Below are 22464 nucleotides of genomic sequence, written 5' to 3'. Positions count from 1 at the left end.
GCAATCCTTCAGGCAAAGGTATCGGCAAACATCACGCAGGCCGAGCGCAGCGACAGCTGCTCCTGCTCCAGGCAGGCGGAAAACTGACGCAGCGCCGCATCGTCTCCCAGCTGCCCGTCAACCCAGTCCAGCTGGTCGAACAGGATCAGCCTTTCGCTGCCGGCCTGCGGATCGATCAGCGCGCGCAAGCCATGCGGGTCGGCGCCGCAAAAGCCGATCACCAGTACGGGTGCCTCGTCGAGGTGGGAGAAAAACAGCGCCAGTTCGAAATCGGCCTGGCGCAGGAAAGGCGCGATCAGGTGCAGCCAGAGGCTGGCCACCAGCTCGCGCAGCTGCACGTCTTGCGGCAGCGGCAGCACCAGGCTTTTCTCCAGGCGCGGCAAGCCGCTGTGGCGCACCGGCTGCAGCAGCAGGCCCAGGCCCAGCAGCAATTCGCGCACCGTCACCGGAAACGCGGGCGAGGCCAGCATCGCCTGCAAGTCATGCACGGTCTGCGCCTGCAAGAAGGCGGATAACCGCGCCGCATGGCCAGGCGCGGCCGGTTCGACTTCGACCACATTGCCGGCCAGCGCCAGCAAGGCCGGTCCGGGTTCGTCGCTGGCCACGATGCCCTGCGACAGCTGCTCCACCTGCTGCCACAGCGGCGCCAGCACCAGCGGGCTGCAAGCGACGAAGGCTTCGGCGTCATCGACTTCCAGCGCGCCCATGGCCATGAAGGGAAACCGCCGCTGCGACTGGTCATTGCTCGCTTCCAGGCGCCCGGCGATGGCGCGCCGGCTGCGCGTGCCGACGAAGGCAAAGCGCAGCGGCGGCAAGGCATCGTAATTGAGCTTCCAGCGCGGGTTCACCGTCAGGGCATTCATGACCTGCGCCAGCCAGTCGTCAAGCAGCTGCACCAGCGCGTGATTGTCGCAAGCCTTGATGAAATCGCCGCGCGCGGGGATCTTGCCGAAGTACCCGAGACGCACCTGTTGCGCCGCGCGCCTCATGGCGAAACTCCCGCTGCAGCTACAGCAACGGCGGCAATGGCTGGCGGGGGTGCTGGCGTGCCGACGATGGTCTCGGGCAGCTGCATGCCGCGAAACCCCTGCTCCTGCACCGCCGCAGTCCCACCCGCGCCCGCGCCTGTCGTTTCGGCGCTGCTGGTGATTTTCAGGTCGACCGCCACGGCCACCTCGCCGCGCACCCAGCGCAGTTCGAACACGCCGCCATCCTTGCGCTTCTTGGTGGCCGCATCGATCATGCGCTTCAAGCCGAATTGCCCCGGTTCGTTGAACAGCTCCAGCGTGCGCCCGTCAAAGGTGACGGCGGTGATGCGCGCGCCCTGGAGGCCCGCCGCGCCTTGCGGGCCGGGATGGACCATGTTCGTCCACTGCGCCGGCGTGTTGCGGTAGCGCAGCTGCTGGCCGTCGATCTCCACCGTGTACTCCAGGGTGCCGGGCGCGGGCGACGGCTGGATCTGGAACACGGTTTGCGCCACGCTGGAGGTGGCCGCCACGCCACCCGCGCCCAGCGGCGCAATCCAGCCGGGGAAGCGCGCCACCACTTGCGGCGACAGGCTGATGCCCATGTCGGCCCAGGTGCGCGGCGCCAGCACGTCGCCGCGCCGCACCACCAGGGGGCCCATGGAGGTGGTGACGAATTTTGCCACCAAGCCTTCAGGACCGAAGTACTGGCCGATCTCCAGGCTGCTCGCCTCGATGCGCGCGCCTGGGGAAAACGGATATTTATTGGCCAGCGATTTCTGGAACGGTTCATATACCTGCGCCGCCCAGGTCTTGTTGATATCGAGTTCGGCCGGTGCGACGATGACGGCAAAAGTCTGCATCAATGGCCGTACGAGGATGGGTCGTATGGCCTGTTTTTGCGCGTCGCTCATCCCCGTGAGCATCTGCTCGTCGACCAGCTTCAGGGCGTCGGCCAGTTCGGAACCGCTGCCTTCCAGGGTCTGCTGCATGAACTGGCGCGCGCCCGGTCCCGCGTCGCCCTGGTTCTTCAGCAAGTTCAAACGACTGCGCAGTTTCGACAGCGCCTCCAGATACGCGCGCATCAGCGAGGCATTGTTGTCCCTGGCCGCCACCAGCTTGCCCACGCCGGCAAATTCGCGCCCCACGGGACCCATGGGTTTGTCCAGTCGGGCCGGGTCGAGCTGCGCATTCATGCCCGGATTGGCCGTCAGCTGCGATGGCGCACGGCGCAGCACCGTTTCCTTGAACCAGGCGATGATGCCCCGCTCGGCCTTGCGCAACTGCGCATTTTGCAGGGCCGGATTGTCCCACGAGGTTTCCTCGTAAATGGTCGTCAGCAATTTGGCAATCGGCGACGCTTGCGGGTCACCCAGGCGGTTCATCGCCTGCACGGCGCCGTCAAAGCCCTTCAGATCGGCGACAGCGACGCCCTGCACGAATTTTTGCCACTCGCGCGCGTAGTCGGCCTTGTACATGGCCACCAGGTTTTTCTCGATCTGCTCCGGGCTGCCTTCCAGGGTCAGGTCGTCGGTGGAAGCGCTTTTCAGCACCCAGTCGGCGCTTTGCAGTTCGTGGTTGGCAGCGCCCCGAAACGCGCCCTCGACGAACTTTTCCCACGCCTGGCGCGTAAAGGCGCCGGAGACGGCGTAACTGCCCGCCAGCAGTGCCTGATCCTGTTCGCCGACGATGCGCGCCACCGTCATGCCGGGAAAGCGCGTCGAAGCGCGCGCGCGAATGTCGGCATACACGCGCTCGCGCGCCGGCATGCCCTGCACCACGCGGCGCAGGTTTTCGCGTGCCTGGTCGACCAGCGCCAGCTTCTGCTCGATGCGCGGCCAGGACGGGTCGCCAATTTGCGCCAGGTAAAACGTCAGTAGCCGCTCGGCGCTGCGTATCATCTGTTCGCGCGGCATGGCGCCGCGGTTGCCTTCCAGCCAGGCGCGCCAGAAACGCGTCAGCTGGTCGTTCAGGTGGCTGCTCTCGGCATGCGTCTTATCGGCCAGCATCAGATAGGTTTTCAGCGCGTTGTAGGCATCTTCCACGTTCGTCGGCGACGCGGCCTGGTACTGGAACGATCGCGCGGCCGCTGAAGTGGCCGGGGCGGCGGCCGGCGTCTGCGGCGTGCGCGCCGCTGGCTGTAGCTGGTCGGCGCTGGCGTTCATCTCGAACAGCAAGGCTTCCAGCGCGCCCGCCACGGGGACCAGCATGACCTGGCGCGCGCCGGCAAAGTATTCTTCACGCAGCTTGCGCTCAAGCAGATCGCCCTGGTACAGGCCCAGGCGCAATGACCAGGGCCGTTGCGTGCGGTACGCTTCCAGCTGCTCGATGCGGTCCTGCAAGATCTCCAGCGCTTCCAGGCGCGACTGCAAATCCAGGCGCCGCTCCTGCAGCTTCACCACTTTGTTTAAATCGGCCTCCACGTTGGCAACCAACTGGCGGTTGCCCAGGTAGGACCAGCTCCAGCCACCCAGGCAGGCGCCCAGCGACACCGTGGCGGCAAAGAACACGGCGTACTTGAAGCGCAGCTTGGCGCGGTTGGCATAGTTGGCCACCAAATGCTTGTCGGCAAAAATCACCTTGCGGAACAACTCCAGCAGGAAATAACCATGCTGGCGCGCACCTGCGGGCAGCAAGGCCGGGGTTGGCGCGTAGGCCAGGTCGAAGCGGCGCGCCACCTGCTGCGAGGAAGCACTGACTGGCTCGCCCTCCTGCAGCGCGCTGGTGAAATAGAAGCCGCGGAACACGGGCTGGAACTGGAACGGGTTTTCCTCGAACAGGGTGGCGATGAAGGCGCGCAGGGCTGGCTTGATGGCGGTAAATTCCAGCGGGAAGGTAAACACGCCGGGCGCCATCGTCTTGCGTTGCCGGTGCGCCATGTTAGCCAGGCTCAGCTCCGTCAAGCCATCGTGCAATTCATCGAAACTCTGGTCGAAAAACGCCAGCAAGTCGGCCGTGGGCAGCTTGCGCTGATAAGGCATGGTGGCGCCCCAGACACGCTCGCGCTCGCTACGCTCGGCATCGGCAAAAAACTCCGTGAAGCCGGCGATCAGGTCCGCCTTGGTAAACACGATGTACAGGGGTGCGAACACTTCCAGGCGTTCGATGACGTCCTGCACGCGCTTGCGCAGGCTGCGCGCCAGTTGCATGCCCACGTCGGGGTCACCTTTCAATTCGTCGATGCTGACAGCGATGAGGATGCCGTTGATGGGTGCCTTGCGCCGGTATTTTTTCAGCAAGTCGAGAAAACCGAACCACTCCCCACGGTGCTCGTCGACGACGCAGTAGCGTCCCGCCGTGTCGAGCACGATGCCATCCGTGGTGAAAAACCAGTCGCAGTTGCGCGTGCCGCCCACGCCTTGCACGATCTTGCCGTCGGCGAAAGGGAACTGCAGGCCCGAATGCAGGATGGCGCTGCTCTTGCCGGCGGCCGGATTGCCAATGATCATGTACCACGGCAATTCGTAGAGAGCGGCAGCGCCAGATTTGAGGCCCAGCTTGGACGTCTTGATGGTCTCGATGGCGGCCAGCATGCCCGTGCGCACGGCGTCGAGTTCGCCATGCTGGGTGCTGCTGGGCGTCGAGACCGAGGCCGCTTGCGCGGCGGCGATCTCGGCCTCGTTGAGGATGGCTTGCCCCAACGCCTGGGCATTGCGCCGTGCGCGGCGCCGGCGCCACAGCCATAGGCCGAGCCAAGTGACAAAGGCCAGCAGCAACAGGGCAAGCGCCCAGATCAGCGCCACTTCCAGCACCTCGGCGCCCAGGTACAGGAACACGGCCAGCGCCACGAAGCCGAGGATGGTCAGATAGCGGCTATCGGTGAGGAAATGCCAGATTCGTCGCAGCATGATGAGCCCAGGGTGAGGTCGCAAAACATGAGGAACGCCGCCGCGTAACTAGGCGGATTCGCCCCATCCTGACAGCAATGCGGCGCGCCTTTGTTGACATATGACAAGTACCAGACGCCAGCGCACGGCAGGCGCTGGCGTGCCATTGACGCTGCGCAAGCAAGCTTGCAGCTGTGAAAATAAAGCCGCGCTGCGGCGCTAGAATGGCTGGCGCTGCTTACTTGCCCAGCACGCGAGGTTGCGGCAATTCCGTGTGGCCAAAATCCATCATGGTCCAGCGCCCGCCCCAGCGCAGGCCCACCGATTCGGCCGTCACGCCATATAAACGGTAGCCGCGCATGGCCCAGGCATTTTTTTCAGAAAGGATGAGTTTTCCTTCATGCATGAATGCGCAATCGGCGGCCAGGCCATACTGGTGATAGCTTTGAAACGCCCTGGCGTTGGTCACGTTCGGGCCGGCCGCCGCCAGCTGGTCCTGGCGCGCGGGGCTGCGATAGCCTTCCAGCAAGACCATCTCGTAGCCATGCACGTCCTTCATGATCTTGAAGACCAGCAGCAGGCGCTGCGCGTAGTCGTGGTCGAGCAATTGCCAGTTGCGGCTGGCGCCGCCCAGCAGCGGGCGCAGCTGCGTCACTTCCGCCGTGGAAAACAGCAGCGGCGGCAGGCTCAAAGGCGGCACCAGCTGCTCGCCTTTCAGCAAATCGCTGACCTGGTCGTTGATGACATGTTGCCGGTCAGCATAGCCGCGCAGGGCGATGTGATTGCTGGACAGCCACGCCAGCAAGGGCGGCACGATGACCACCACGCTACCTGCCAGACTCAGCCAGCGATGCCGCAACAGCAGCTGCCAGGCATGCGCCATGCCCGAGCCCGTACGCCGCTGGAGGCGCTGCCATTGCGCGCCGCTGCCGCCCTTCAGATGCTGCGCGCGACGCTGCATGCGCCAACCCAGATTGACGAGCGTGTGCAGCACGATGGCGCGGCCGCCGGGAAACAGCAGCAGCCAGCAGGCAAAACAGGCCAGCAGGAAATACATCAGGACCAGGGCGACGAACATGGGGCGCTCCGTGACAGGGATGGGCGTGGGCCGGACAGCAATTTCCCGGCCGTATTGCTAGATCGTAGGCGTCCGCGGTCCGCATGAGCGCGGTTTACATCAAGGTCAGTCGAGTTTGATCCACTGTGGAGGTGATATTTTGTCTTTATTGAAAACCGGGGAGTGCCAGGCGTGCGGTCCTGACCTGCTGAGCAAGGCTGGCGTGGCTGACGTGCACATCGAAGGCAAGGGCATCCTGTCGCAGCTCGAACACGGCGTCGCCGCGCCTGCGGCCAGACCCGCCCTGCGCTGGCGCCCAGGACGGTGGCACTGGGCCGCTGCTGCGCTGTGCCTGGCGGTGCTGATTACGACCGTGCTCGCTTATGACACGACCATCGTGCCCGTGCCGGCAGCACCCGCCACGGCTATGACGGCGCCCGTAATGCCCGCGCCAACGATACTGCCGCTTGCCGTGCAGGCGGCCACCATCGTCAATACGGCGGCCCCGCCCTTGCCTGCGGCGTCCGCCACGACAGCAAGCGCAAACGCGCCGCACAAGACGCCGCCACCCATGCGCCAGGCGGCCGCGCATCCACAGGGGGCGAGGCCGGCCGCCGCGCCCGGCGACAGCGACGTCGCCTTGCTGACGGCGATGGTCGCCCATGCGCACCGGCAAGAATCCACGGTGGCGCCCGTGCGCGACGTGGTGCTGCGCCAGCAGGAACAGGAAAAGGAAACGGCGGAACTCTTGCAGCGCTGTCAGCAGCTGGGCCTGATCGAAGGCATGCTGTGCCGTTCGCGCATCTGTTCGGGCCGCTGGGACAGCGATCCCGCCTGCCATTGAGCGCCCGCGCGCCCAGTAACATGTCAGGCGCGCTCGGACACTCGCGTCAGCTTGCGGTCCCGTGGCCCGTCAGCCTACCTTCGGGTGAGTGGCCGCGTCCATGCGGCCTTGCAAAAAGCCTTCCATCAGCGCCAGCAATGCCTGCGGCTGTTCCTGGTGCGGTGTATGGCCGCATTGCTCGACGATGGCGGGCACGGCGTTGAGCGCCTGCGCCACGATGGTGTCGACCTGGGCCGCGCTGCCGTACTGGTCCTCGCTGCCCTGCACCACCAGCGCCGGACATTCGACGGATGGCAGCAGGTATTCGATGTTCCAGAACTGGAATCCATAGCTGAGCCAAGTATGCGACCAGGCCTTGAAGATGGCTTCCGTCTTGTCGCCATGGTATTTCGCCAGTGCGCGCAGCTTGCCCGCGCCAAACGCCGCGTCCGCCACACGGATGCCATCGAGTGTGATGCCTTCGACAAACACGTGCGCCGCTTCGGTGATGATGCCGCGCAAGCGCGGCGGCTGCTGCGCCGCATAAATGAGGGCGATGCTGCCGCCATCGGAGTGGCCGACGAGAAAATGGTCCTGCCCCGGCAGCAGTGCAGTGAGCACTTGCGGCAGCTCGCACAGCGCGTAGTCGTGCAAATAATGGAGTTGGCGGCGCGCCTCAAGCGGCGACGATTGCCCATAGCCGTGGCGGTCATACAGCAAGCCGCGGCAGCCCGTCGCCTGGCATAGCTGCGCGGGGAAATCTTTCCACATCGCACAACAGCCGAGCCCCTCGTGCAGGAATACCAGGCAGGGCTTGGCGGGGTCGCCTTCGATCAATTCGTAATAGATATCTGTTTCGGCACTCAGGTTCAGTATCGGCATAGGCTAGGCTCGCAACGGGTTGCGTATCGACAGGTCGGCTGCGCCTATTGTGCCATTGTCCTGCCCGGCATGCGTGGTGCCCCCCTAAAAATAGCCTGCGGGAAAAGATCTTGCCACTTGCCTGCAAGGTGTTTGCGCCAGCACAAATGAGCGCCGTTTTGCATGGCCAGATCACGCCTTTTTGCTAGCTTGCGGGCCTAGAATTCATCTCTGCACTATCGGAGCAGACGGCTACCTTATCAGCCAGGACGTGACACTGGCCGTCACGGCAACAGATAGGGCGTCTTGCCGCACGACGTCAGGCGCGGCGTCCAAACTATTAATCAGGAGCGCATCATGGATATGAAAGTAGAACATCGCACCGGTAGCAATCTGGCCCTGGAAACCGCGGATCTGCCGATGGAACAGGACGGCAAAAGCGCGAAAGGCGCGGCTGCACAGGCCTTGAACCTGAGCGCCGCCGCCTTCACCACCTATTACACGTGGACGGCCAATGGCGTGCATCCTTCGGTCAACTTCGCCAATCCCAACGTGAAAGCCAATTCGCGCGTCTTGCTCAACATCAGTGAATATGGCGCGACTCCCCAGGACCGTTTTATCGGCTCAGCCCGCATGGCCGTATACAACATCGCACCATACAATGGCGGCTTCCGTGCCTGGGTGGATATTTCCTGGGGCAGCCCGCTCAAGGTGCGTTTCGACGTGTTTGTCGATCCCTGATCCGGGAAACACTGCGCCTGCCCCTGCTACTGGCGGACCGGCAACGCGCACGTCGCTAAAACGCGTAAGGGATGGCAAGCGTGGATGGAAAACCGTGCGCGCATGACAAAAGGGTCACGTGTTGCCACGTGGCCCTTTGCTGCTGCTTGTTCTGGCTCCCCGACCTGGACTCGAACCAGGGACCTGCGGATTAACAGTCCGTCGCTCTACCAACTGAGCTATCAGGGAAAGGAGGCCGAATTATATACGTCAAAATTTCTCATGTCCAGTTGTTGCTGCATGCCCGGCAAAAACAGGCTGCCTGTGGCTGCCTGCCTCGCTGGGACGTGAACGAATGGCGGGCGCTGCGGCGCGCCTTCGCCTTGAGCATAGGCGCTGACTGGGCGCTGCTGTGGCATCGTGCGCGTGCGCCAGACGGGACGCCGACGCCGGACGGCGCAAGCCTGCGGGTAGCCGCCGCGTCCGTCTGCGCGGCGCCACGCAAGATAGTAGAATAGCCAGGTCTTCCCGACACGGAAGGCGCTAACGGCATGCCGCCAACGGGGCGTCGACCACGCCACCGTGCGGGCATGTGCTTGCAAGGCTCATCCTTGCCCCTGGCTGACTGCTCTCACCCGACATGACAGAATCAAGCGCACCCCTGGTGGAAAAGCACGGCAGCGGCGACAGCTCGGCAGAGATTGCCGAGCATATGACGGCAGCCATCGTGGCGCGCCAATTGCCGCCCGGTACGCGGCTGCGCGAAGAGGCGCTGTGCCGGCTGTATGGCGTCAGCCGCACCAAGATCCGCGCTGCCCTGTTGATCCTGTCCAAAGACAAACTGATCCGTATGGTGCCCGACAAGGGCGCCTTCGTCAGCCAGCCCACCGAAGCGGAAGCGCGCGACATCTTCGCCGCACGGCGCATCATCGAGGCGGCCCTGGCGCGCGAGTTTGTCGCGCGGGCCAAGCCCGCCGACTACCGGATGCTGGAGCGGCACCTGAAAGCGGAGCGCCTGGCGCTGATGCAAGCGACGCCGCTGCGCTCGCAACTGCTGGGCGACTTCCACGTTTTGCTGGCCGACATCGCCGGCAACGCCGTCCTGCGCGACATCGTGCGCGAACTGGTGGGGCGCAGCTCGCTCATCACCATGCTGTACCAGTCCAGCCATGCTGCCGCCTGCTCGTATGACGAACACGGCCGCTTTCTTGAGGCCGCGCGCAGCGGCGATGCGGACCTGGCAGCGCGCTTGATGGTCGAGCACCTGGCACATGTGGAAGCGGCCTTGCGCTTCGATGGCAGCGCCGGCGACGCCAAAAAAGACCTGGTGGCGGCGCTGCTGATGTAAGCGACGCCATGATCAAAAAAAGGCCGCCCCTGCGGATGCCCGGGCGACCTGTCTCATGCGACGGCAACTGCTTGTCAGCAACCTGGCTATTCGCCCAGGTAGATAAACTTGAACAGGAAGATCGCGGCGATGATGTAGGCTACCACCGACACTTGCTTGCCCTTGCCAGTCAACAATTTCAATACCGCATACGTAATGAAACCGAACGCCACGCCGCTGGCCACCGAGTAGGTAAACGGCATCATCAACGCCGTGATGGCAGCCGGAATGCTTTCCGTGCTGTCATCCCAGTCGATATAGGTCAGTTCGCGCAGCATCAGGCACGCCACGTACAGCAGTGCAGGCGCCGTCGCGTACGGCGGCACCGTGTGCGCCAGCGGGGCGAAGAACAGGCTGCCCAGGAACAGCAGCGCGACGGCCACGGCCGTCAAGCCCGTGCGACCACCGGCTTGCACGCCGGCCGCGCTTTCCACGAAGGCCGTGGTGCTCGACGTGCCCAGGCAGGCACCGGCGGCAATCGCCGTGCTGTCGGCCAGCAAGGCCTTGTTCATGCGCTCCATTTTGCCGTCTTTTAACAAGCCGGCACGGTTGGCCACGCCCATCAGGGTGCCCGTCGCATCGAACAATTCCACCAGGAAAAATACCAGCACCACGTTGACGATGCCGATCGACAGCGCGCCCATGATGTCGAGCTTGAACAGCGTCGGTTCGATGGCGGGCGGCGCCGAGATGATGCCGTTGAACTGGTTGCCGCCAAAGAAGAAGCTGGCGATGGTGATGGTGAGGATGCCGATCAGGATGGCACCCGGCACTTTCAGGCGGTCCAGCGCGACGATGATGAAAAACCCGAGGATGGCCAGAATGGGCGCCGCCTTGTGCAAGTCGCCCAGAGCGATGATGGTGGCGGGGTTCGACACCACCACACCTGCGCTTTTCAGGGAGATGATCGCCAGGAACAGGCCGATACCGACAGTAATCGCTGTGCGCAGCGCGGGCGGGATGCTGTTGATGATCAACTCGCGCACCTTGAACAGGCTGACCAGGATGAACAGGCAGCCGGAAATGAAGACGGCACCCAGCGCCACTTCCCAGCTCATGCCCATGCCCTTGACCACCGTGTACGAGAAATAGGCATTCAAGCCCATGCCTGGCGCCAGTGCGATCGGATAGTTCGCGTACAGGCCCATGATCAGGGTGCCGATGGCGGCCGCCAGGCAGGTGGCAACAAAAACGGAGTCTTTCGGCATGCCCGCGTCGCCAAGGATGGACGGGTTGACGAAGATGATGTAAGCCATCGTCAGGAATGTGGTCAGGCCGGCCAGCAGCTCCGTGCGCACATTGGTCCCGTTGTCCTTCAGTTTGAAATAGCGTTCCAGGAACTGCATGATTAACCCCTTGTTTTGGTAAAACCGCGCGCGTGGTCTTGGACTATGCGCATCTTTTTTTCTTGCAAAAAATACTTACTTGGTCGGCGCGCTGGCCGGCTTGAAGGCCCACCAGCGACTGCCCGCAAAATTCCAGACCACCCCGATTCCCGTCGCCAGCACCTGCGCCAGCCAGTAATACCAGCCCAGTTGATGTACCAGCAGCCACATCAGGCCCGTATTGATGCACCAGCCTATGCCCAGCAGGGTGAAATACTTGCTGGCCGCTTCGCCATGCCCCTTGTCGCTTTTAAACGTGAAAAAGTAATTGAGGATGTAGTTGACGACGGAACCGAGGATGTAGCCGATGCCGGAAGCGGCGGCGGCGCTGATGCCAGCCCATTCCACGCCGCCCCACAGCACGCTGTATTGTACGGCCGTGCCGGAAGCGCCGACGGCGGCAAAACGTAAAAATTGGTGATGCAGGGAATGGGACATTGTCAATTTTCAAATGAGGCGTAAGCCAGGATCGGGCCAGAATAAAAAATGGCTACGATTGCTCGTAACCATTTTTCAGCCTGCATTTTACTGCAAGTTGCGTCCAACGTTCATAGTCGCCGCCGTTTCGCCACCGCTTCGACTCTTAAACGTTGCGTTGACGGCGCCGGCGCAGCCACACCAACAGCGCGATCAGCAGCAAGATGCCCACGATTCCGCCGGGCAGCATGAAGGGTTGCATGCGCGCCAGCACGGGCTTCTCGCCGCCGCTGCGCGCCTGCGCCACGTACGCGGGAGTGACGGACACGTCCGGATTGCCATACTGCTTCAGCACGTAGTTGGCGATCGAAGCGATCTGCTCATCCGTCAATGGCTGTACGTAGGAACGCTGGTCGAAACGGGGCATGAAGGCTTCGTGCTCCTCCCCTTCGATCTTGCGCTCGACGCCAAACAGAATGGCCGACACCAGGTTGGCCGGCGTGTTGCCGCCCGTCGCCGTGTTGTTGAACAGGGCCGGGTAACTCTGGCCCGTGCTGCCGGCGCCGCTGGCCGAATGGCAGCTGGCGCAGTAGCCGGAAAACAGCACCGCACCGCTGTTCAGGGAATGGTGCTCGGTGGAACTGGCCATGCCGCGCAGCACAGCTTCCTCGCTGGCCGCGCTGCCATGGCTGAACGCGGCCTTGGTCTGCCCCGGCGCGCGCACGGCCGGCACCGTGCGCAAGTACGCCACGATCGCGGACACGTCGTCATCGCGCAGGAATTGCAGGCTGTTCTGGATGGCTTCGGCCATGCCGCCCGCCGCCTGCCCCTTGCCTTCCACGTGGCCCGTCTTCAGGTAGGCGGCAATTTCCCCGTCCGTCCAGGCGCCGATACCGCTGACCTTGTCGGACGTGATGTTGGGCGCGTGCCAGGAACCGAGTGACGCGCCCGCCAGGGTCTGGCTGCCGATTTCCGCCATCAGCGCATTGCGCGGCGTATGGCAGGCGCTGCAGTGCGCCAGGCCTTCGGCCAGGTAGGCGCCCCGGTTGATCTGCGCGCTCTTCGCTGGATCTGGCACAAAGCGTTTATTGTCGAGGAACAAGGTATTCCAGCCCAGCATGGACAGGCGCACATTGAACGGGAATGGCAGGGTCGTCTGGCGCGCCGGTTCATCGACGGGCTTGACGGCCTGCATGAAGTAGTAATACAGGTCGCCCACGTCCGCGTCCGTCAGCTGCGCATAGCTGGTGTAGGGCATGGCGGGATACAGATGGCTGCCATCGGCGCGCACGCCTTCGCGCAGCGCGCGCGCAAAGTCGGCTTCGCTGTAGTGGCCGATGCCGCCTTTTTTCGATGGCGTGATGTTCGTGGCGTAAATCGTGCCCAGCGGCGAGTCGATGGCATAGCCGCCCGCATACGGCTTGCCGCCCGCTGCCGTATGGCAGGCCATGCAGTCGGCGGCGATGGCCAGGTAACGGCCCCGCTCCAGGCGCGCATCGGGGCCAGCCGCAGCGACTGCAGCGGGCGCGGCCGGGCGGTCCGGCGTCAGCGTGACGGGCGGAACAGGTGGCGCAGCGTGCACGGCCAGCGGCAAACCGGCCGCCAACGCCAGGCCAAGCAAGAAACGGCGCATCATGCTGCCTCCCTTGCCAGGGTGCGGGCGATGTCGTCGGCCGCGCGCAAACCGAGCGCGGCCATGCTGAGGGTGGTGTTGACGACGCTGGCCGACGGCATGGCGCCGCCGCCCGGCAGCCACAAATTGGCATGGTCGTGGGCGCGGCAATTGCCGTCGACCACGGAGTCAAGACGATTCGAGCCCATGATGACGCCCCCCATGATGTGGTTATTCGCGTTCAGGCTGCTGGTGATGTTGAATTCCACGGCGCCGAACAGCTTGCCGATGTGCTCCAGCTGCGCGTGGGCTGCCTTCGCGCCATCGCGCACGTAATCGCCCACGTCGTAATAAATATCGGGACAGGCCAGGCCCAGCGGGTCCTTGCGCGTCTTGCTCAGGGTCAAGCGGTTATGCGCTTCGGGCAGCGGCTCCAGGCTGATCGACAGGTCCACGCCAAAGGCGGCGCGGCGGCGGATTTCATCGTCGAGATCCTTGCCCACCAGGCCCAGTTTGAGCGACTGCTGGGTAGCAGGTCCAACGCGGGTAATATTGTTCAGGATCATCTTGTTGGCCGAATACTGCGAACGGAAGGCGCCGTCGCGCGGCCCCACCAGACAGCTGCTCTGCGCCGGGCCGCGGCCCGTCCAGATCGGTTCATTGGCCAGGAAGGTACAGTGGAAGCCCGAGTGATCCATCATGTTGCGGCCGACTTGATCCGAACTGTTGGCGATGCCGTTCGGATTGTTCTGGTTCGCCGCCAGCAGCAGCAAGCGGGGTGTTTCGATGCCATTACAGGCAATCACGAAGGCCTTGCCGGTCGCCATGTGCGACTGTTTTTTTGCGTCATACCAGTGCACGGCCGTCACGCGGTTGTTGTGGTCCGTGTCGATGCGGTAGACGACGGCCTCGGCCAGCACGCCAGCGCCCTTCAGCTCGGCACGCTCCACATGGTGGATGCCGTTGTACATGGCGCCGATGGGGCAGATCGGCTGGCAATTGTTATTGCCACAGCAAGTCGGACGGCCCTGCCACGGACGCGTCGAGCGGCCTTGCGGAATCGGCACGGAACGGTAGCCGTGCGGGTTGACCACTTCGGCGAAGCGCTTGTCGCCATAGCCCCAGGGCACCATGTCCATCGGGTACGGTGCACTGCGCTCGCTGGGCGACTGCAGTGCCGGATCGTTGGGCCCGGCCACACCCATTTCCTGCTCGGCGCGGCAATAGTACGGTTCCAGCTCATCGTAGGAAATGGCCCAGTCGCGCCCTACCCCGTAATCGCTCTTCATGCGCATGTCGGACGGCAAATGGCGCCAGCATGAAGCGGCCCAATGCCAGGTGGTGCCGCCCACCGTGCGCAGATAGCCCTGCTGGAAACTGCTGCCGCTGGGGCCGGACAATTCCACATAGTTATTCTTTGGGAAATACAGGGGCGCGGGCGCGTTCTCCGCCTGCGGATACAGGCCCTGGAAGTCGGAACCGACGCGGTTTTCGAACGGCATGTTGCGCCAGTTTTCCACGGCCTGGCCCCGCTCGATGCGCAAGCCCGCTTCCAGCATGATCACGGAATGGCCCTGCGCGGCCAGCTGGTCGGCCATCATGGCGCCCACGACACCAGTACCGACGATGACGACATCGGCGACGACGTCGCCATTACTCTTGAATTGGGGTGATTTCATTTTGCTTGCTTGCCTTTCGGTTCGGGAGTGCCGGTGGTGGCCGGGGCCGGTACGGGTTTCGGTGCCACGGGCGCGGAGACGCGCACGGCCGGCGGTGCCTTCAGCCACCACAGGGGGCCGTAGTTGCAATAGGTGGGCACGACCTGGCCATCGGCCACCGTGCGGTACATCAGGGCTTCCGCATACGCGACGACGATGGACTTCGTGCCCTGCGCCGGGTTGCCGGCCACGGCGCCCGTGTACCAGGCGGTGACGATAGCCAGCGCCAGCTCGCGCAGGCTGGCATCCACAGCGGTGGCGGCCGCCAGCAGCGCCTTGGCTTCCTGGCCCGTGACGAGCAGCGCGCCCAGCTGCGGCAAGCGCTCGGCAAAGCCGGGCAAGTTCGCGCGCATGGCTTGTTCGATGCGCGCCGCCGTACCGGCGGACAGATCGCGGTGGCCCGTGATCGTTTGCGACAAGGTATAGAACAGCATGGTGGCGGGCGCCAGACCGGCAGCCGGAGCGCTGGCCGGCGCCTGCATGGCGGCGGACAGGGGATTGCTCCAGAAACCGGCCTGCGCCAGCAAGGCGGCCAGACCGATCAGGGCGTGGCGGCGGCTGATGCGGGGAAGGGATGACACGGATGTTGCAGATGGTTCGCTGCCTGGATGGTTCATGAGACTCCCGCAAGACTTGTTGTTTTGTTGACTTGGATGATTGCGTTACATTGCATTTGCGCATATGGAACCGGTTCCATCATTATCCTACATAAATAAATTGTTTGCCAATGGAGTATTACTACTGGGACAGTAGTGGGCAATAGACCTGCCGCAGTCGCAGGGCATCGCTCGCAGGCTTGTCGGTGCAGACGGTGCAGACGGTGCAGACGGTGCAGGATGCATGGCCATCCCTCTTGAAATGATTGCAAGCTTGCTTAAAAATTGGCAGCATAGCGAATAGGAAAACGCCTGCAATACCGCCTGGGGCGTATCCACCAGTCCATCCCTGAACCGGAGCATCGATGCACACTTTGCCGCCTCCACTCCTTGCCGCCCTGCCCGCCCCCTATCAATTGCGGCTACAGCACGACGGGGACGATGCCTTTGCCGCCGCGCTGTACAGTGCCACGCGCGATGACCTGCGCCAGATGCAGGCCGAGCCTGCCCTTATCGAAGAGTTGATCGCCATGCAGCGGCGCATGCAGTCGCACGGCTACCGCCAGCATTTTCCGCAAGCGGCCTACCTGGTGTTGCTGTACGGCGACATTCCCATTGGCAGGCTCGTCATCGAGCAGCGGGAACAGGCGCTGCGCGTGGTCGATATCGCCGTGCTGCCGGAGGCGCGGGGCCGGGGCGCAGGCAGTGCCGTGCTGCGCTGCCTGCAGTCGCTGGCCGAGGCGCAGCAATTGCAGATCCACCTTGGCGTCAACCGCAATAATATGGCCGCGCGCAAGCTGTATCTGCGGCTGGGATTTCAGGTACAGGCGGAAGACCAGGTGCAGGAGCAGCTGGTATGGCGAGCAGCGCGATGCCACTGACCTTCGATGTGGCCCGCATGCTGCACCCGGCTCAGTTGCCGCTGCCCCGCCTCGGCCTCGCCCCACGGCCGCGCAGTTGCAAGCGATGCGCGCGGCGGCGTGCACGCGACATAGGGCACGGCCTTCCACGGCGATCCACCGGTGCCCAGGACGACTGCCAGATCGATGTTTTTTTTGCAGCCAACTATCTGAAGAGGAGGTTTGTCGACGCACCCGATGAAAACCATGCGAGCCGCATGACCCTCGCGTACCCCATGCAGCTGTTCAAAGGCGGCGCGCAATATGCCGCTGCAATCAACCTGAAACTGACCCTGAAACCATGATAAAAAAAATGACCCTGGCAGTACTCTTTACCGCCCTGTTTCCCTTCTACGGATGCCAGGCGCAAACCACGGCTGAAGCAAAACCCGTTTCCGCTGAAGTCACCACCACCCTGACACCCGACATCGGCGGCATCAAGCAGGTGGTGGAAATCAAGACTGACGACGCGACCAAACCCGTGCTCCTGTTCTTGTCCGGCGGGCCGGGAAGCTCCATGATCAAGGGTGCGGATACCTTTACCAATGCGCTGAAAAGCAGATACACGCTGGTGCAATGGGACCAGCGCGATGCCGGGAAAACCTTGAAACTGAATCCTTCCCCCACGCAACCGTCCGTCGCTCAGATGGAGCAGGACACGTATCAAGTCATACAATTTCTGCGCAAGGAATTAAAGCAGGAAAAAATATACTTGCTGGGTAGCTCCTGGGGTAACGTCCTGGGCTTTTATATCGTCAAGCATCACCCGGAACTGCTGCATGCCTATTTCGCGTCGAATCCTGTCGTGAGCCAGCTGGAAAGCGAAAAAGAATTGCTGCAAGCCTTGAAAGTGCACTTCAAGGACAATGCCGTCGCCAGCCAGGAACTGGACAGCGTCAGTTTCCCGTTTGCCAGTGACGAAAGCATGTTTTATTTAAGAAAATGGCTTTTTTACAAGGATGGCAAGGCATTTGCAACGAGCGAGGGTTTCAAGACGGGCTTTCTTCAATGGTCAAAAACCTGGTCGCCAGTCTGGAACGAGGTCATGAACATTGATTTGCCAAAGACCTTGAAGAGCGTTGATTGCCCCGTGTATTTCTTCGTCGGCAAAAATGACATCCAGACCTCGACCAGGATCACGCAAGCGTATTTCGAGACCTTGAAGGCGCCAAAGAAGGGACTGTTTTTCTTTGATCATTCCGGGCATCAGATACACCAGGATGAACCTGCAAAGTTCCAAGAAGCCATCATCAAGACATTGGATACGGCTGGCAATTCCTGACGCCACGCGCTGGATAAACAAACTGCCCCGACTCTGGTGTTGCCCATGACACCATGCTCGGGAGCTGGCCAGCCGGCCAAAACAGCGCCGCCTCACTCGCCGGCAATGCTCGCAACGGCCCTCCCGATCAGCGACGCCAACGCATGGGCTTGCAAAGCAAGGAATCGACAGACTCGCCTCGATCCGGCACAAACGCCGCAATGCAGACCAATGCCTGGGCCTTGGCATCGTTCCCCGCTTGCGTGACCACGGCGCCGCCATACGAGTGAGCGACCAGGACCACAGTCGCTGGATGCCTGGCGGTCTATGTGGCGGATCAAGGGCAGGCAACATGGGCGTCTCGTGCGGGCTTTGAAACGCAAAAAGCCCAACCGGTAAAGGCTGGGCTTTTCGATACTGCTGATGTTCTGGCTCCCCGACCTGGACTCGAACCAGGGACCTGCGGATTAACAGTCCGTCGCTCTACCAACTGAGCTATCAGGGAAAAGAGGCCGCATTCTATAGGGTAAATTTTGCGATGTCCAGATTCCCTCCTGAAAAAGGTATATTTTCCTGCCTCACCTTGCCAGACACTCAGCCAGGATGCTCTTGCGGGTAGTAGTCAAAGACCAGCACACGCCCCAGCCAAGGCTTGAGCTGCTCGACAAATGCCAGGTGGGCCGGATGGGTCAGATACACGTCGCGCGCAGCAGCGTCATCGAAGGTCAGGGTAAAGCAATCGGTAAAGCCATCATCGAGGCCTTCCGGGCTGACGTTCGGCCCCCACTCAAATTGCCGCACGCCGGGAATGCGGTGTTTCAGTTGGGAAAACTCATAGACGAGCTCGGCATGCTTGGCGGAGGTGATGCCATCGAGAAAGTCGCACAGGACGATGTGGCGCAAGGCGGAGGTACAAGTCATGGGAAGGTGCTCCTGAAGTGATGCCTTCAGGATAGCGCAAAACGCGATCACGCACAGCCCAGCCCAGCTGGCAGCAACGGAAAACAAAAAAGACCATGTTTTTCAACATGGCCTTCCAAATTCTGGCTCCCCGACCTGGACTCGAACCAGGGACCTGCGGATTAACAGTCCGTCGCTCTACCAACTGAGCTATCAGGGAAAAGAGGCCGTATTATATAGGGCAACTATTCACATGTCCAGATTCCCATAGGGAAATTCTTATCCTGCCAATCTGCCCGCGTCTGCGGCGGAAAACAAAAAAGGCCACGTTTTTCAACGTGGCCTTCTGAATTCTGGCTCCCCGACCTGGACTCGAACCAGGGACCTGCGGATTAACAGTCCGTCGCTCTACCAACTGAGCTATCAGGGAAAAGAGGCAATATTATATGTCGCTTGTTCCACATTTGCAAGACTGAAACTGCATCTCGACAAACACGGCTACCACCGACTTTCTACTGCCATCAGCGCCGCACTTGCATGCAGCGCCGAAGAAGCAAGATCTTAAAGCACTTTGGCGATCGCGTCAATAACGATGTCGATATTGCGCGAATTCAACGCTGCCACGCAGATGCGGCCCGTGTCGACGGCATAGATCGATTGCTCGCGCAAGGACGCCACTTGCTCCTTGGTCAGGCCCGAGTACGAGAACATGCCGATCTGCTGGCGCACGAATTCGAAGTCGTGCACTGGCGCCTTGGCTTTCAGCTTTTCCACGAAGGCATTGCGCATTTCACGGATGCGCACGCGCATGCCGGCCAGTTCCTCTTCCCACAGCTGGCGCAGTTCCGGCGTGGCCAGGACGGTAGCAACCACCTTGCCGCCATGCGTAGGCGGATTCGAGTAGTTGGTGCGCACGACGCGTTTCAATTGCGACAGCAGGCGTGCCGCTTCATCGGCGCTGGCCGCGACGACGCTCAGGGCGCCCACGCGCTCGCCATACAGCGAGAACGATTTCGAGAACGAGTTCGACACCAGCAGCGGGCCGCCCGCGTCGGCGAAGCGGCGCACCACGGCGCCATCTTCGGCGATGCCGTTGGCAAAGCCCTGGTAAGCCATGTCCAGGAACGGCACCAGGCCGCGCGACGTGACGATGGCGATGATCTGGTCCCACTGGGCCACGCTCAGGTCGGCGCCGGTCGGGTTGTGGCAGCAAGCGTGCAGCACGACGATGGAGCCGGCTGGCATGGCGTTCAGGCTGGCCAGCATGCCGTCGAAGTTCACGCCGTGGGTGGCTGCATCGTAATACGCGTAGTTATTCACGACGAAACCGGCGCTTTCAAACAGCGCGCGGTGGTTTTCCCAGCTTGGATCGCTGATATAGACCTGGGCACCCGGCGCGAAGCGCTGCAGGAAATCGGCACCGATCTTCAGTGCGCCCGTGCCGCCGATGGCTTGCACGGTGATGGCGCGGCGCTCTTGAATAACGGCACTATCGGCACCAAATACGAGTTCTTGCACCGCCTTGTCGTAGGCGGCCAGGCCTTCGATCGGCAGATAGGTGCGTGGCGAGGCCTGTTCGATCAGAATGGCTTCTGCCTTGCGTACGCAAGCTAACAGCGGCACTTTACCGTTGTCGTCATAATAGACGCCAACGCCCAGATTGATTTTGGCGGGATTCTGGTCCGCGTTAAATGCTTCGGTGATGCCCAGGATCGGGTCGCGTGGGGCCATCTCGATGGCGCTAAACAGACTGGCAGAAACAGTTGGGTTCGTCATGATAAGATTGGATTCGATTGGAAGCAGGTTCACAGCGGAGTTGTAGACAGCGCCCCGAATACAACGCCAGGGCCGCCAGCAGAGCACTATTCTAACAAAGGTCTGATTCACATGCCCGAATTATCTACCGCCAGCGAGGCGGAAAGCGCAATTATCTCTTTCCCGGACTCCCCCTTCAAGCTGCACCAGCCCTTCCCTCCGGCTGGCGATCAGCCGGCGGCGATCGCCCAGTTATCCGAGGGGATTGCCGATGGCCTGGCCTTCCAGACCCTGCTGGGCGTGACCGGTTCGGGCAAGACCTACACCATGGCCAACGTCATCGCGCGCATGGGCCGGCCGGCCATCGTCTTCGCGCCCAACAAGACGCTGGCGGCGCAGCTGTACAGCGAGTTCCGCGACTTTTTCCCGCAAAATGCGGTCGAGTACTTCGTCAGCTACTACGATTACTACCAGCCCGAAGCCTACGTGCCGCAGCGCGACCTGTTCATCGAAAAGGACTCGTCGATCAACGAACATATCGAGCAGATGCGTTTGTCGTGCACCAAGTCGCTGATGGAGCGGCGCGACGTCATCATCGTCGCCACCGTCTCGGCCATCTACGGTATCGGCAACCCGAACGAATACCACCAGATGATTCTGACGTTGCGTGTAAAAGACAGGGTCGCGCAGCGCGACGTCATCGCGCGCCTGATCCAGATGCAGTACACGCGCAATGAAGTCGACTTCGGCCGGGGCACCTTCCGCGTGCGCGGCGATACCATCGACATCTTCCCCGCCGAGCATGCAGAGCTGGCCGTGCGCCTGGAAATGTTCGACGACGAGATCGAATCGATCCAGCTGTTCGACCCATTGACGGGCCGCGTGCGGCAAAAAATCCCCCGCTTCACCGTGTACCCGGGTTCGCACTATGTGACGCCCCGCTCCACCGTGTTGCGCGCCGTCGAGACCATCAAGGACGAACTGCGCGAGCGTCTCGAGTTCTTCCGCAAGGAAAACAAGCTGATCGAAGAACAAAGGCTGGAACAGCGCACGCGCTTTGACCTGGAAATGATGGCCGAAATCGGTTTCACCAAGGGCATCGAAAACTATTCGCGCCACCTGTCCGGCGCGCTGCCGGGCGAACCGCCGCCCACCCTGGTCGACTATTTGCCCGCCGACGCGCTGATGTTCCTCGACGAGTCGCACGTGCTGACGGGCCAGCTGAGCGCCATGTACAACGGCGACCGTTCGCGCAAGACCAACTTGGTCGACTATGGCTTCCGCCTGCCGTCGGCGCTCGACAACCGGCCCTTGAAATTCGAGGAGTTCGAACAGAAGATGCGTCAGACGATCTTCGTCTCGGCCACCCCTGCCGACTACGAAAAAACGCATTCCGACCAGGTGGTCGAGCAGGTCGTGCGCCCGACCGGCCTGGTCGACCCGCAAATCATCGTGCGCCCCGCCAGCAGCCAGGTGGACGACCTGATGTCGGAAATCGTCGAACGCATCAAGAAGGATGAGCGCGTGCTGGTAACGACACTGACCAAGCGCATGTCGGAGCAATTGACGGAATACCTGGGCGACCATGGCATCAAGGTGCGCTACCTGCACAGCGATATCGAAACGGTGGAACGCGTGGAAATCCTGCGCGACCTGCGACTGGGCACCTTCGACGTCCTGGTGGGCATCAACTTGCTGCGCGAGGGCCTGGACTTGCCGGAAGTGTCGCTGGTCGCCATCCTCGACGCGGACAAGGAAGGCTTCTTGCGCTCAGAGCGCAGCCTGATCCAGACCATCGGCCGCGCCGCGCGTAACCTGAACGGCACGGCAATCCTGTACGGCGACCGCATCACGGACTCCATGCGCCGCGCCATCGACGAGACAGAACGCCGCCGCGCCAAGCAGATCGCTTTTAATACGGCCAACAACATCATCCCGATCGGCGTCAAAAAATCGATCCGCGAAATGATCGACGGCGTCTACAGTCCGCAGGAAGCGCGCGAAAACCTGCAAGTGGCGCAGGAAGCGGCGAAGTTCGAGGCCATGAGCGAGAAACAGGTCAGCAAGGAAATCAAGCGCCTGGAAAAACTGATGGTCGACCACGCCAAGAACCTGGAGTTCGAAAAGGCGGCGCAAGTACGCGACCAGCTGCACCTCCTCAAGCAGCAGCTGTTCGGTGCACCCGGCACCGACAATGTGGCGTCGATCCTGGGAAAATGAATACCACGCCATGCGTAGGTCGGATTAGGCCCTGCGGGCCGTAATCCGACAACATTGTTGG

The 22464-nt window shown here is 62.3% G+C and carries 18 protein-coding genes and 4 tRNA genes; 7 read left to right on the top strand and 15 right to left on the bottom strand.

All coding sequences use genetic code 11. The features are described 5' to 3' along the window. Positions 1-8 precede the first annotated feature (8 nt). The 3 genes from tagF to ACQ4WZ_RS03440 all read right to left on the bottom strand — a co-directional run bounded on the left by tagF (position 9) and on the right by ACQ4WZ_RS03440 (position 5870). A complete protein-coding gene (gene tagF, locus ACQ4WZ_RS03450; RefSeq protein WP_436572584.1) occupies positions 9-989 on the bottom strand; it encodes a type VI secretion system-associated protein TagF in 981 nt (326 codons plus the stop codon). Beyond that, entirely contained in the window at positions 986-4813 is a 3828-nt protein-coding gene (gene tssM / locus ACQ4WZ_RS03445; RefSeq protein WP_436572583.1) for a type VI secretion system membrane subunit TssM, read from the bottom strand. Before tssM ends, tagF begins: the two co-directional genes overlap by 4 nt. Positions 4814-5030: 217 nt before the next feature. Beyond that, positions 5031-5870, bottom strand: a complete 840-nt coding sequence (locus tag ACQ4WZ_RS03440; protein ID WP_436572582.1) for a M15 family metallopeptidase — start codon at positions 5868-5870, stop codon at positions 5031-5033. Positions 5871-6009: 139 nt separating this feature from the next. On the opposite strand from ACQ4WZ_RS03440, the gene ACQ4WZ_RS03435 reads away from it, so the two are divergent. Continuing rightward, entirely contained in the window at positions 6010-6693 is a 684-nt protein-coding gene (locus tag ACQ4WZ_RS03435; protein WP_436572581.1) for a hypothetical protein, read from the top strand. 69 nt (positions 6694-6762) lie between these two features. Here the strand turns inward: ACQ4WZ_RS03435 and ACQ4WZ_RS03430 are convergent, their stop codons facing one another. Next, positions 6763-7554, bottom strand: a complete 792-nt coding sequence (locus ACQ4WZ_RS03430) for an alpha/beta fold hydrolase (protein WP_436572580.1) — start codon at positions 7552-7554, stop codon at positions 6763-6765. Positions 7555-7890: 336 nt separating this feature from the next. Between ACQ4WZ_RS03430 and ACQ4WZ_RS03425 the strand changes: the two genes are divergently transcribed. After that, complete coding sequence (locus tag ACQ4WZ_RS03425; protein ID WP_257561069.1) at positions 7891-8274, top strand: hypothetical protein; 384 nt, start codon at positions 7891-7893, stop codon at positions 8272-8274. 152 nt (positions 8275-8426) lie between these two features. Here ACQ4WZ_RS03425 and ACQ4WZ_RS03420 read toward each other — a convergent pair. Further along, positions 8427-8502, bottom strand: a tRNA-Asn gene (locus ACQ4WZ_RS03420). Positions 8503-8893: 391 nt separating this feature from the next. Here ACQ4WZ_RS03420 and ACQ4WZ_RS03415 point away from each other — a divergent pair. Beyond that, a complete protein-coding gene (locus ACQ4WZ_RS03415; protein ID WP_133990084.1) occupies positions 8894-9601 on the top strand; it encodes a GntR family transcriptional regulator in 708 nt (235 codons plus the stop codon). Positions 9602-9687: 86 nt separating this feature from the next. Here ACQ4WZ_RS03415 and ACQ4WZ_RS03410 read toward each other — a convergent pair whose 3' ends face one another. From ACQ4WZ_RS03410 to ACQ4WZ_RS03390, 5 genes are all read right to left on the bottom strand, one after another. Beyond that, positions 9688-10986, bottom strand: a complete 1299-nt coding sequence (locus ACQ4WZ_RS03410; protein WP_101482142.1) for an NCS2 family permease — start codon at positions 10984-10986, stop codon at positions 9688-9690. A 75-nt stretch (positions 10987-11061) separates the two neighbouring features. Beyond that, positions 11062-11463, bottom strand: a complete 402-nt coding sequence (locus ACQ4WZ_RS03405; protein WP_436572579.1) for a GtrA family protein — start codon at positions 11461-11463, stop codon at positions 11062-11064. A 145-nt stretch (positions 11464-11608) separates the two neighbouring features. Next, entirely contained in the window at positions 11609-13078 is a 1470-nt protein-coding gene (locus ACQ4WZ_RS03400; RefSeq protein ID WP_436572578.1) for a c-type cytochrome, read from the bottom strand. Beyond that, positions 13075-14733: a GMC family oxidoreductase gene (locus ACQ4WZ_RS03395; protein ID WP_101482144.1), complete on the bottom strand. Its 1659-nt coding sequence runs from the start codon at positions 14731-14733 to the stop codon at positions 13075-13077. The genes ACQ4WZ_RS03400 and ACQ4WZ_RS03395 overlap by 4 nt, the downstream gene beginning before the upstream one ends. Further along, positions 14730-15389 (bottom strand): sugar dehydrogenase complex small subunit, encoded by a 660-nt coding sequence (locus ACQ4WZ_RS03390; protein ID WP_436572577.1) that lies wholly within the window; start codon positions 15387-15389, stop codon positions 14730-14732. The genes ACQ4WZ_RS03395 and ACQ4WZ_RS03390 overlap by 4 nt, the downstream gene beginning before the upstream one ends. A gap of 344 nt (positions 15390-15733) precedes the next feature. On the opposite strand from ACQ4WZ_RS03390, the gene ACQ4WZ_RS03385 reads away from it, so the two are divergent. Genes ACQ4WZ_RS03385 through ACQ4WZ_RS03375 form a run of 3 tightly spaced genes read left to right on the top strand, consistent with a single transcriptional unit; the run spans position 15734 to position 17549 of the window. Beyond that, the gene (locus tag ACQ4WZ_RS03385; RefSeq protein ID WP_436572576.1) at positions 15734-16249 is read left to right on the top strand and encodes a GNAT family N-acetyltransferase; all 516 of its coding nucleotides are present in this window, start codon (positions 15734-15736) and stop codon (positions 16247-16249) included. Beyond that, the gene (locus ACQ4WZ_RS03380; protein ID WP_436572575.1) at positions 16240-16572 is read left to right on the top strand and encodes a hypothetical protein; all 333 of its coding nucleotides are present in this window, start codon (positions 16240-16242) and stop codon (positions 16570-16572) included. Before ACQ4WZ_RS03385 ends, ACQ4WZ_RS03380 begins: the two co-directional genes overlap by 10 nt. An 8-nt stretch (positions 16573-16580) precedes the next feature. Further along, positions 16581-17549: an alpha/beta fold hydrolase gene (locus ACQ4WZ_RS03375; protein WP_436572574.1), complete on the top strand. Its 969-nt coding sequence runs from the start codon at positions 16581-16583 to the stop codon at positions 17547-17549. 408 nt (positions 17550-17957) lie between these two features. On the opposite strand, the gene ACQ4WZ_RS03370 is transcribed toward ACQ4WZ_RS03375, so the two are convergent. The 5 genes from ACQ4WZ_RS03370 to ACQ4WZ_RS03350 form a co-directional block, all read right to left on the bottom strand. Then, positions 17958-18033, bottom strand: a tRNA-Asn gene (locus ACQ4WZ_RS03370). A gap of 89 nt (positions 18034-18122) precedes the next feature. Beyond that, on the bottom strand, positions 18123-18449 hold the full coding sequence (locus tag ACQ4WZ_RS03365; RefSeq protein ID WP_101482147.1) for a Dabb family protein: 327 nt from the start codon (positions 18447-18449) through the stop codon (positions 18123-18125). Positions 18450-18572: 123 nt separating this feature from the next. Next, positions 18573-18648: transfer RNA gene (locus ACQ4WZ_RS03360), tRNA-Asn, on the bottom strand. 134 nt (positions 18649-18782) lie between these two features. Continuing rightward, a tRNA-Asn gene (locus tag ACQ4WZ_RS03355) sits at positions 18783-18858 on the bottom strand. Positions 18859-18989: 131 nt separating this feature from the next. Beyond that, the gene (locus tag ACQ4WZ_RS03350; RefSeq protein ID WP_436572573.1) at positions 18990-20204 is read right to left on the bottom strand and encodes an amino acid aminotransferase; all 1215 of its coding nucleotides are present in this window, start codon (positions 20202-20204) and stop codon (positions 18990-18992) included. A gap of 111 nt (positions 20205-20315) precedes the next feature. Between ACQ4WZ_RS03350 and uvrB the strand changes: the two genes are divergently transcribed. Further along, positions 20316-22403, top strand: coding sequence for an excinuclease ABC subunit UvrB (uvrB, locus tag ACQ4WZ_RS03345; RefSeq protein WP_101482148.1), 2088 nt, complete (start codon positions 20316-20318; stop codon positions 22401-22403). Positions 22404-22464: the final 61 nt, after the last annotated feature.

It is taken from the genome of Janthinobacterium darwini (assembly GCF_051380905.1).
Classification (GTDB): Bacteria; Pseudomonadota; Gammaproteobacteria; order Burkholderiales; family Burkholderiaceae_D; genus Janthinobacterium.
The sequence above is the reverse complement of the archived record's forward strand: the minus strand, read 5'-3'. Positions and strand labels throughout refer to the sequence as shown.

Excerpts from the sequence above, each read along its gene's own strand:
- ACQ4WZ_RS03410 (WP_101482142.1), bottom strand. The coding sequence starts at position 10,986 with ATGCAGTTCCTGGAACGCTATTTCAAACTGAAGGACAACGGGACCAAT.
- ACQ4WZ_RS03385 (WP_436572576.1), top strand. The coding sequence starts at position 15,734 with ATGCACACTTTGCCGCCTCCACTCCTTGCCGCCCTGCCCGCCCCCTAT.
- uvrB (WP_101482148.1), top strand. The coding sequence starts at position 20,316 with ATGCCCGAATTATCTACCGCCAGCGAGGCGGAAAGCGCAATTATCTCT.
- ACQ4WZ_RS03365 (WP_101482147.1), bottom strand. The coding sequence starts at position 18,449 with ATGACTTGTACCTCCGCCTTGCGCCACATCGTCCTGTGCGACTTTCTC.
- ACQ4WZ_RS03415 (WP_133990084.1), top strand. The coding sequence starts at position 8,894 with ATGACAGAATCAAGCGCACCCCTGGTGGAAAAGCACGGCAGCGGCGAC.
- ACQ4WZ_RS03400 (WP_436572578.1), bottom strand. The coding sequence starts at position 13,078 with ATGATGCGCCGTTTCTTGCTTGGCCTGGCGTTGGCGGCCGGTTTGCCG.
- tssM (WP_436572583.1), bottom strand. The coding sequence starts at position 4,813 with ATGCTGCGACGAATCTGGCATTTCCTCACCGATAGCCGCTATCTGACC.
- ACQ4WZ_RS03375 (WP_436572574.1), top strand. The coding sequence starts at position 16,581 with ATGACCCTGGCAGTACTCTTTACCGCCCTGTTTCCCTTCTACGGATGC.
- ACQ4WZ_RS03405 (WP_436572579.1), bottom strand. The coding sequence starts at position 11,463 with ATGTCCCATTCCCTGCATCACCAATTTTTACGTTTTGCCGCCGTCGGC.
- ACQ4WZ_RS03380 (WP_436572575.1), top strand. The coding sequence starts at position 16,240 with ATGCCACTGACCTTCGATGTGGCCCGCATGCTGCACCCGGCTCAGTTG.
- ACQ4WZ_RS03440 (WP_436572582.1), bottom strand. The coding sequence starts at position 5,870 with ATGTTCGTCGCCCTGGTCCTGATGTATTTCCTGCTGGCCTGTTTTGCC.
- ACQ4WZ_RS03430 (WP_436572580.1), bottom strand. The coding sequence starts at position 7,554 with ATGCCGATACTGAACCTGAGTGCCGAAACAGATATCTATTACGAATTG.
- ACQ4WZ_RS03425 (WP_257561069.1), top strand. The coding sequence starts at position 7,891 with ATGGATATGAAAGTAGAACATCGCACCGGTAGCAATCTGGCCCTGGAA.
- ACQ4WZ_RS03395 (WP_101482144.1), bottom strand. The coding sequence starts at position 14,733 with ATGAAATCACCCCAATTCAAGAGTAATGGCGACGTCGTCGCCGATGTC.
- tagF (WP_436572584.1), bottom strand. The coding sequence starts at position 989 with ATGAGGCGCGCGGCGCAACAGGTGCGTCTCGGGTACTTCGGCAAGATC.
- ACQ4WZ_RS03350 (WP_436572573.1), bottom strand. The coding sequence starts at position 20,204 with ATGACGAACCCAACTGTTTCTGCCAGTCTGTTTAGCGCCATCGAGATG.
- ACQ4WZ_RS03390 (WP_436572577.1), bottom strand. The coding sequence starts at position 15,389 with ATGAACCATCCAGGCAGCGAACCATCTGCAACATCCGTGTCATCCCTT.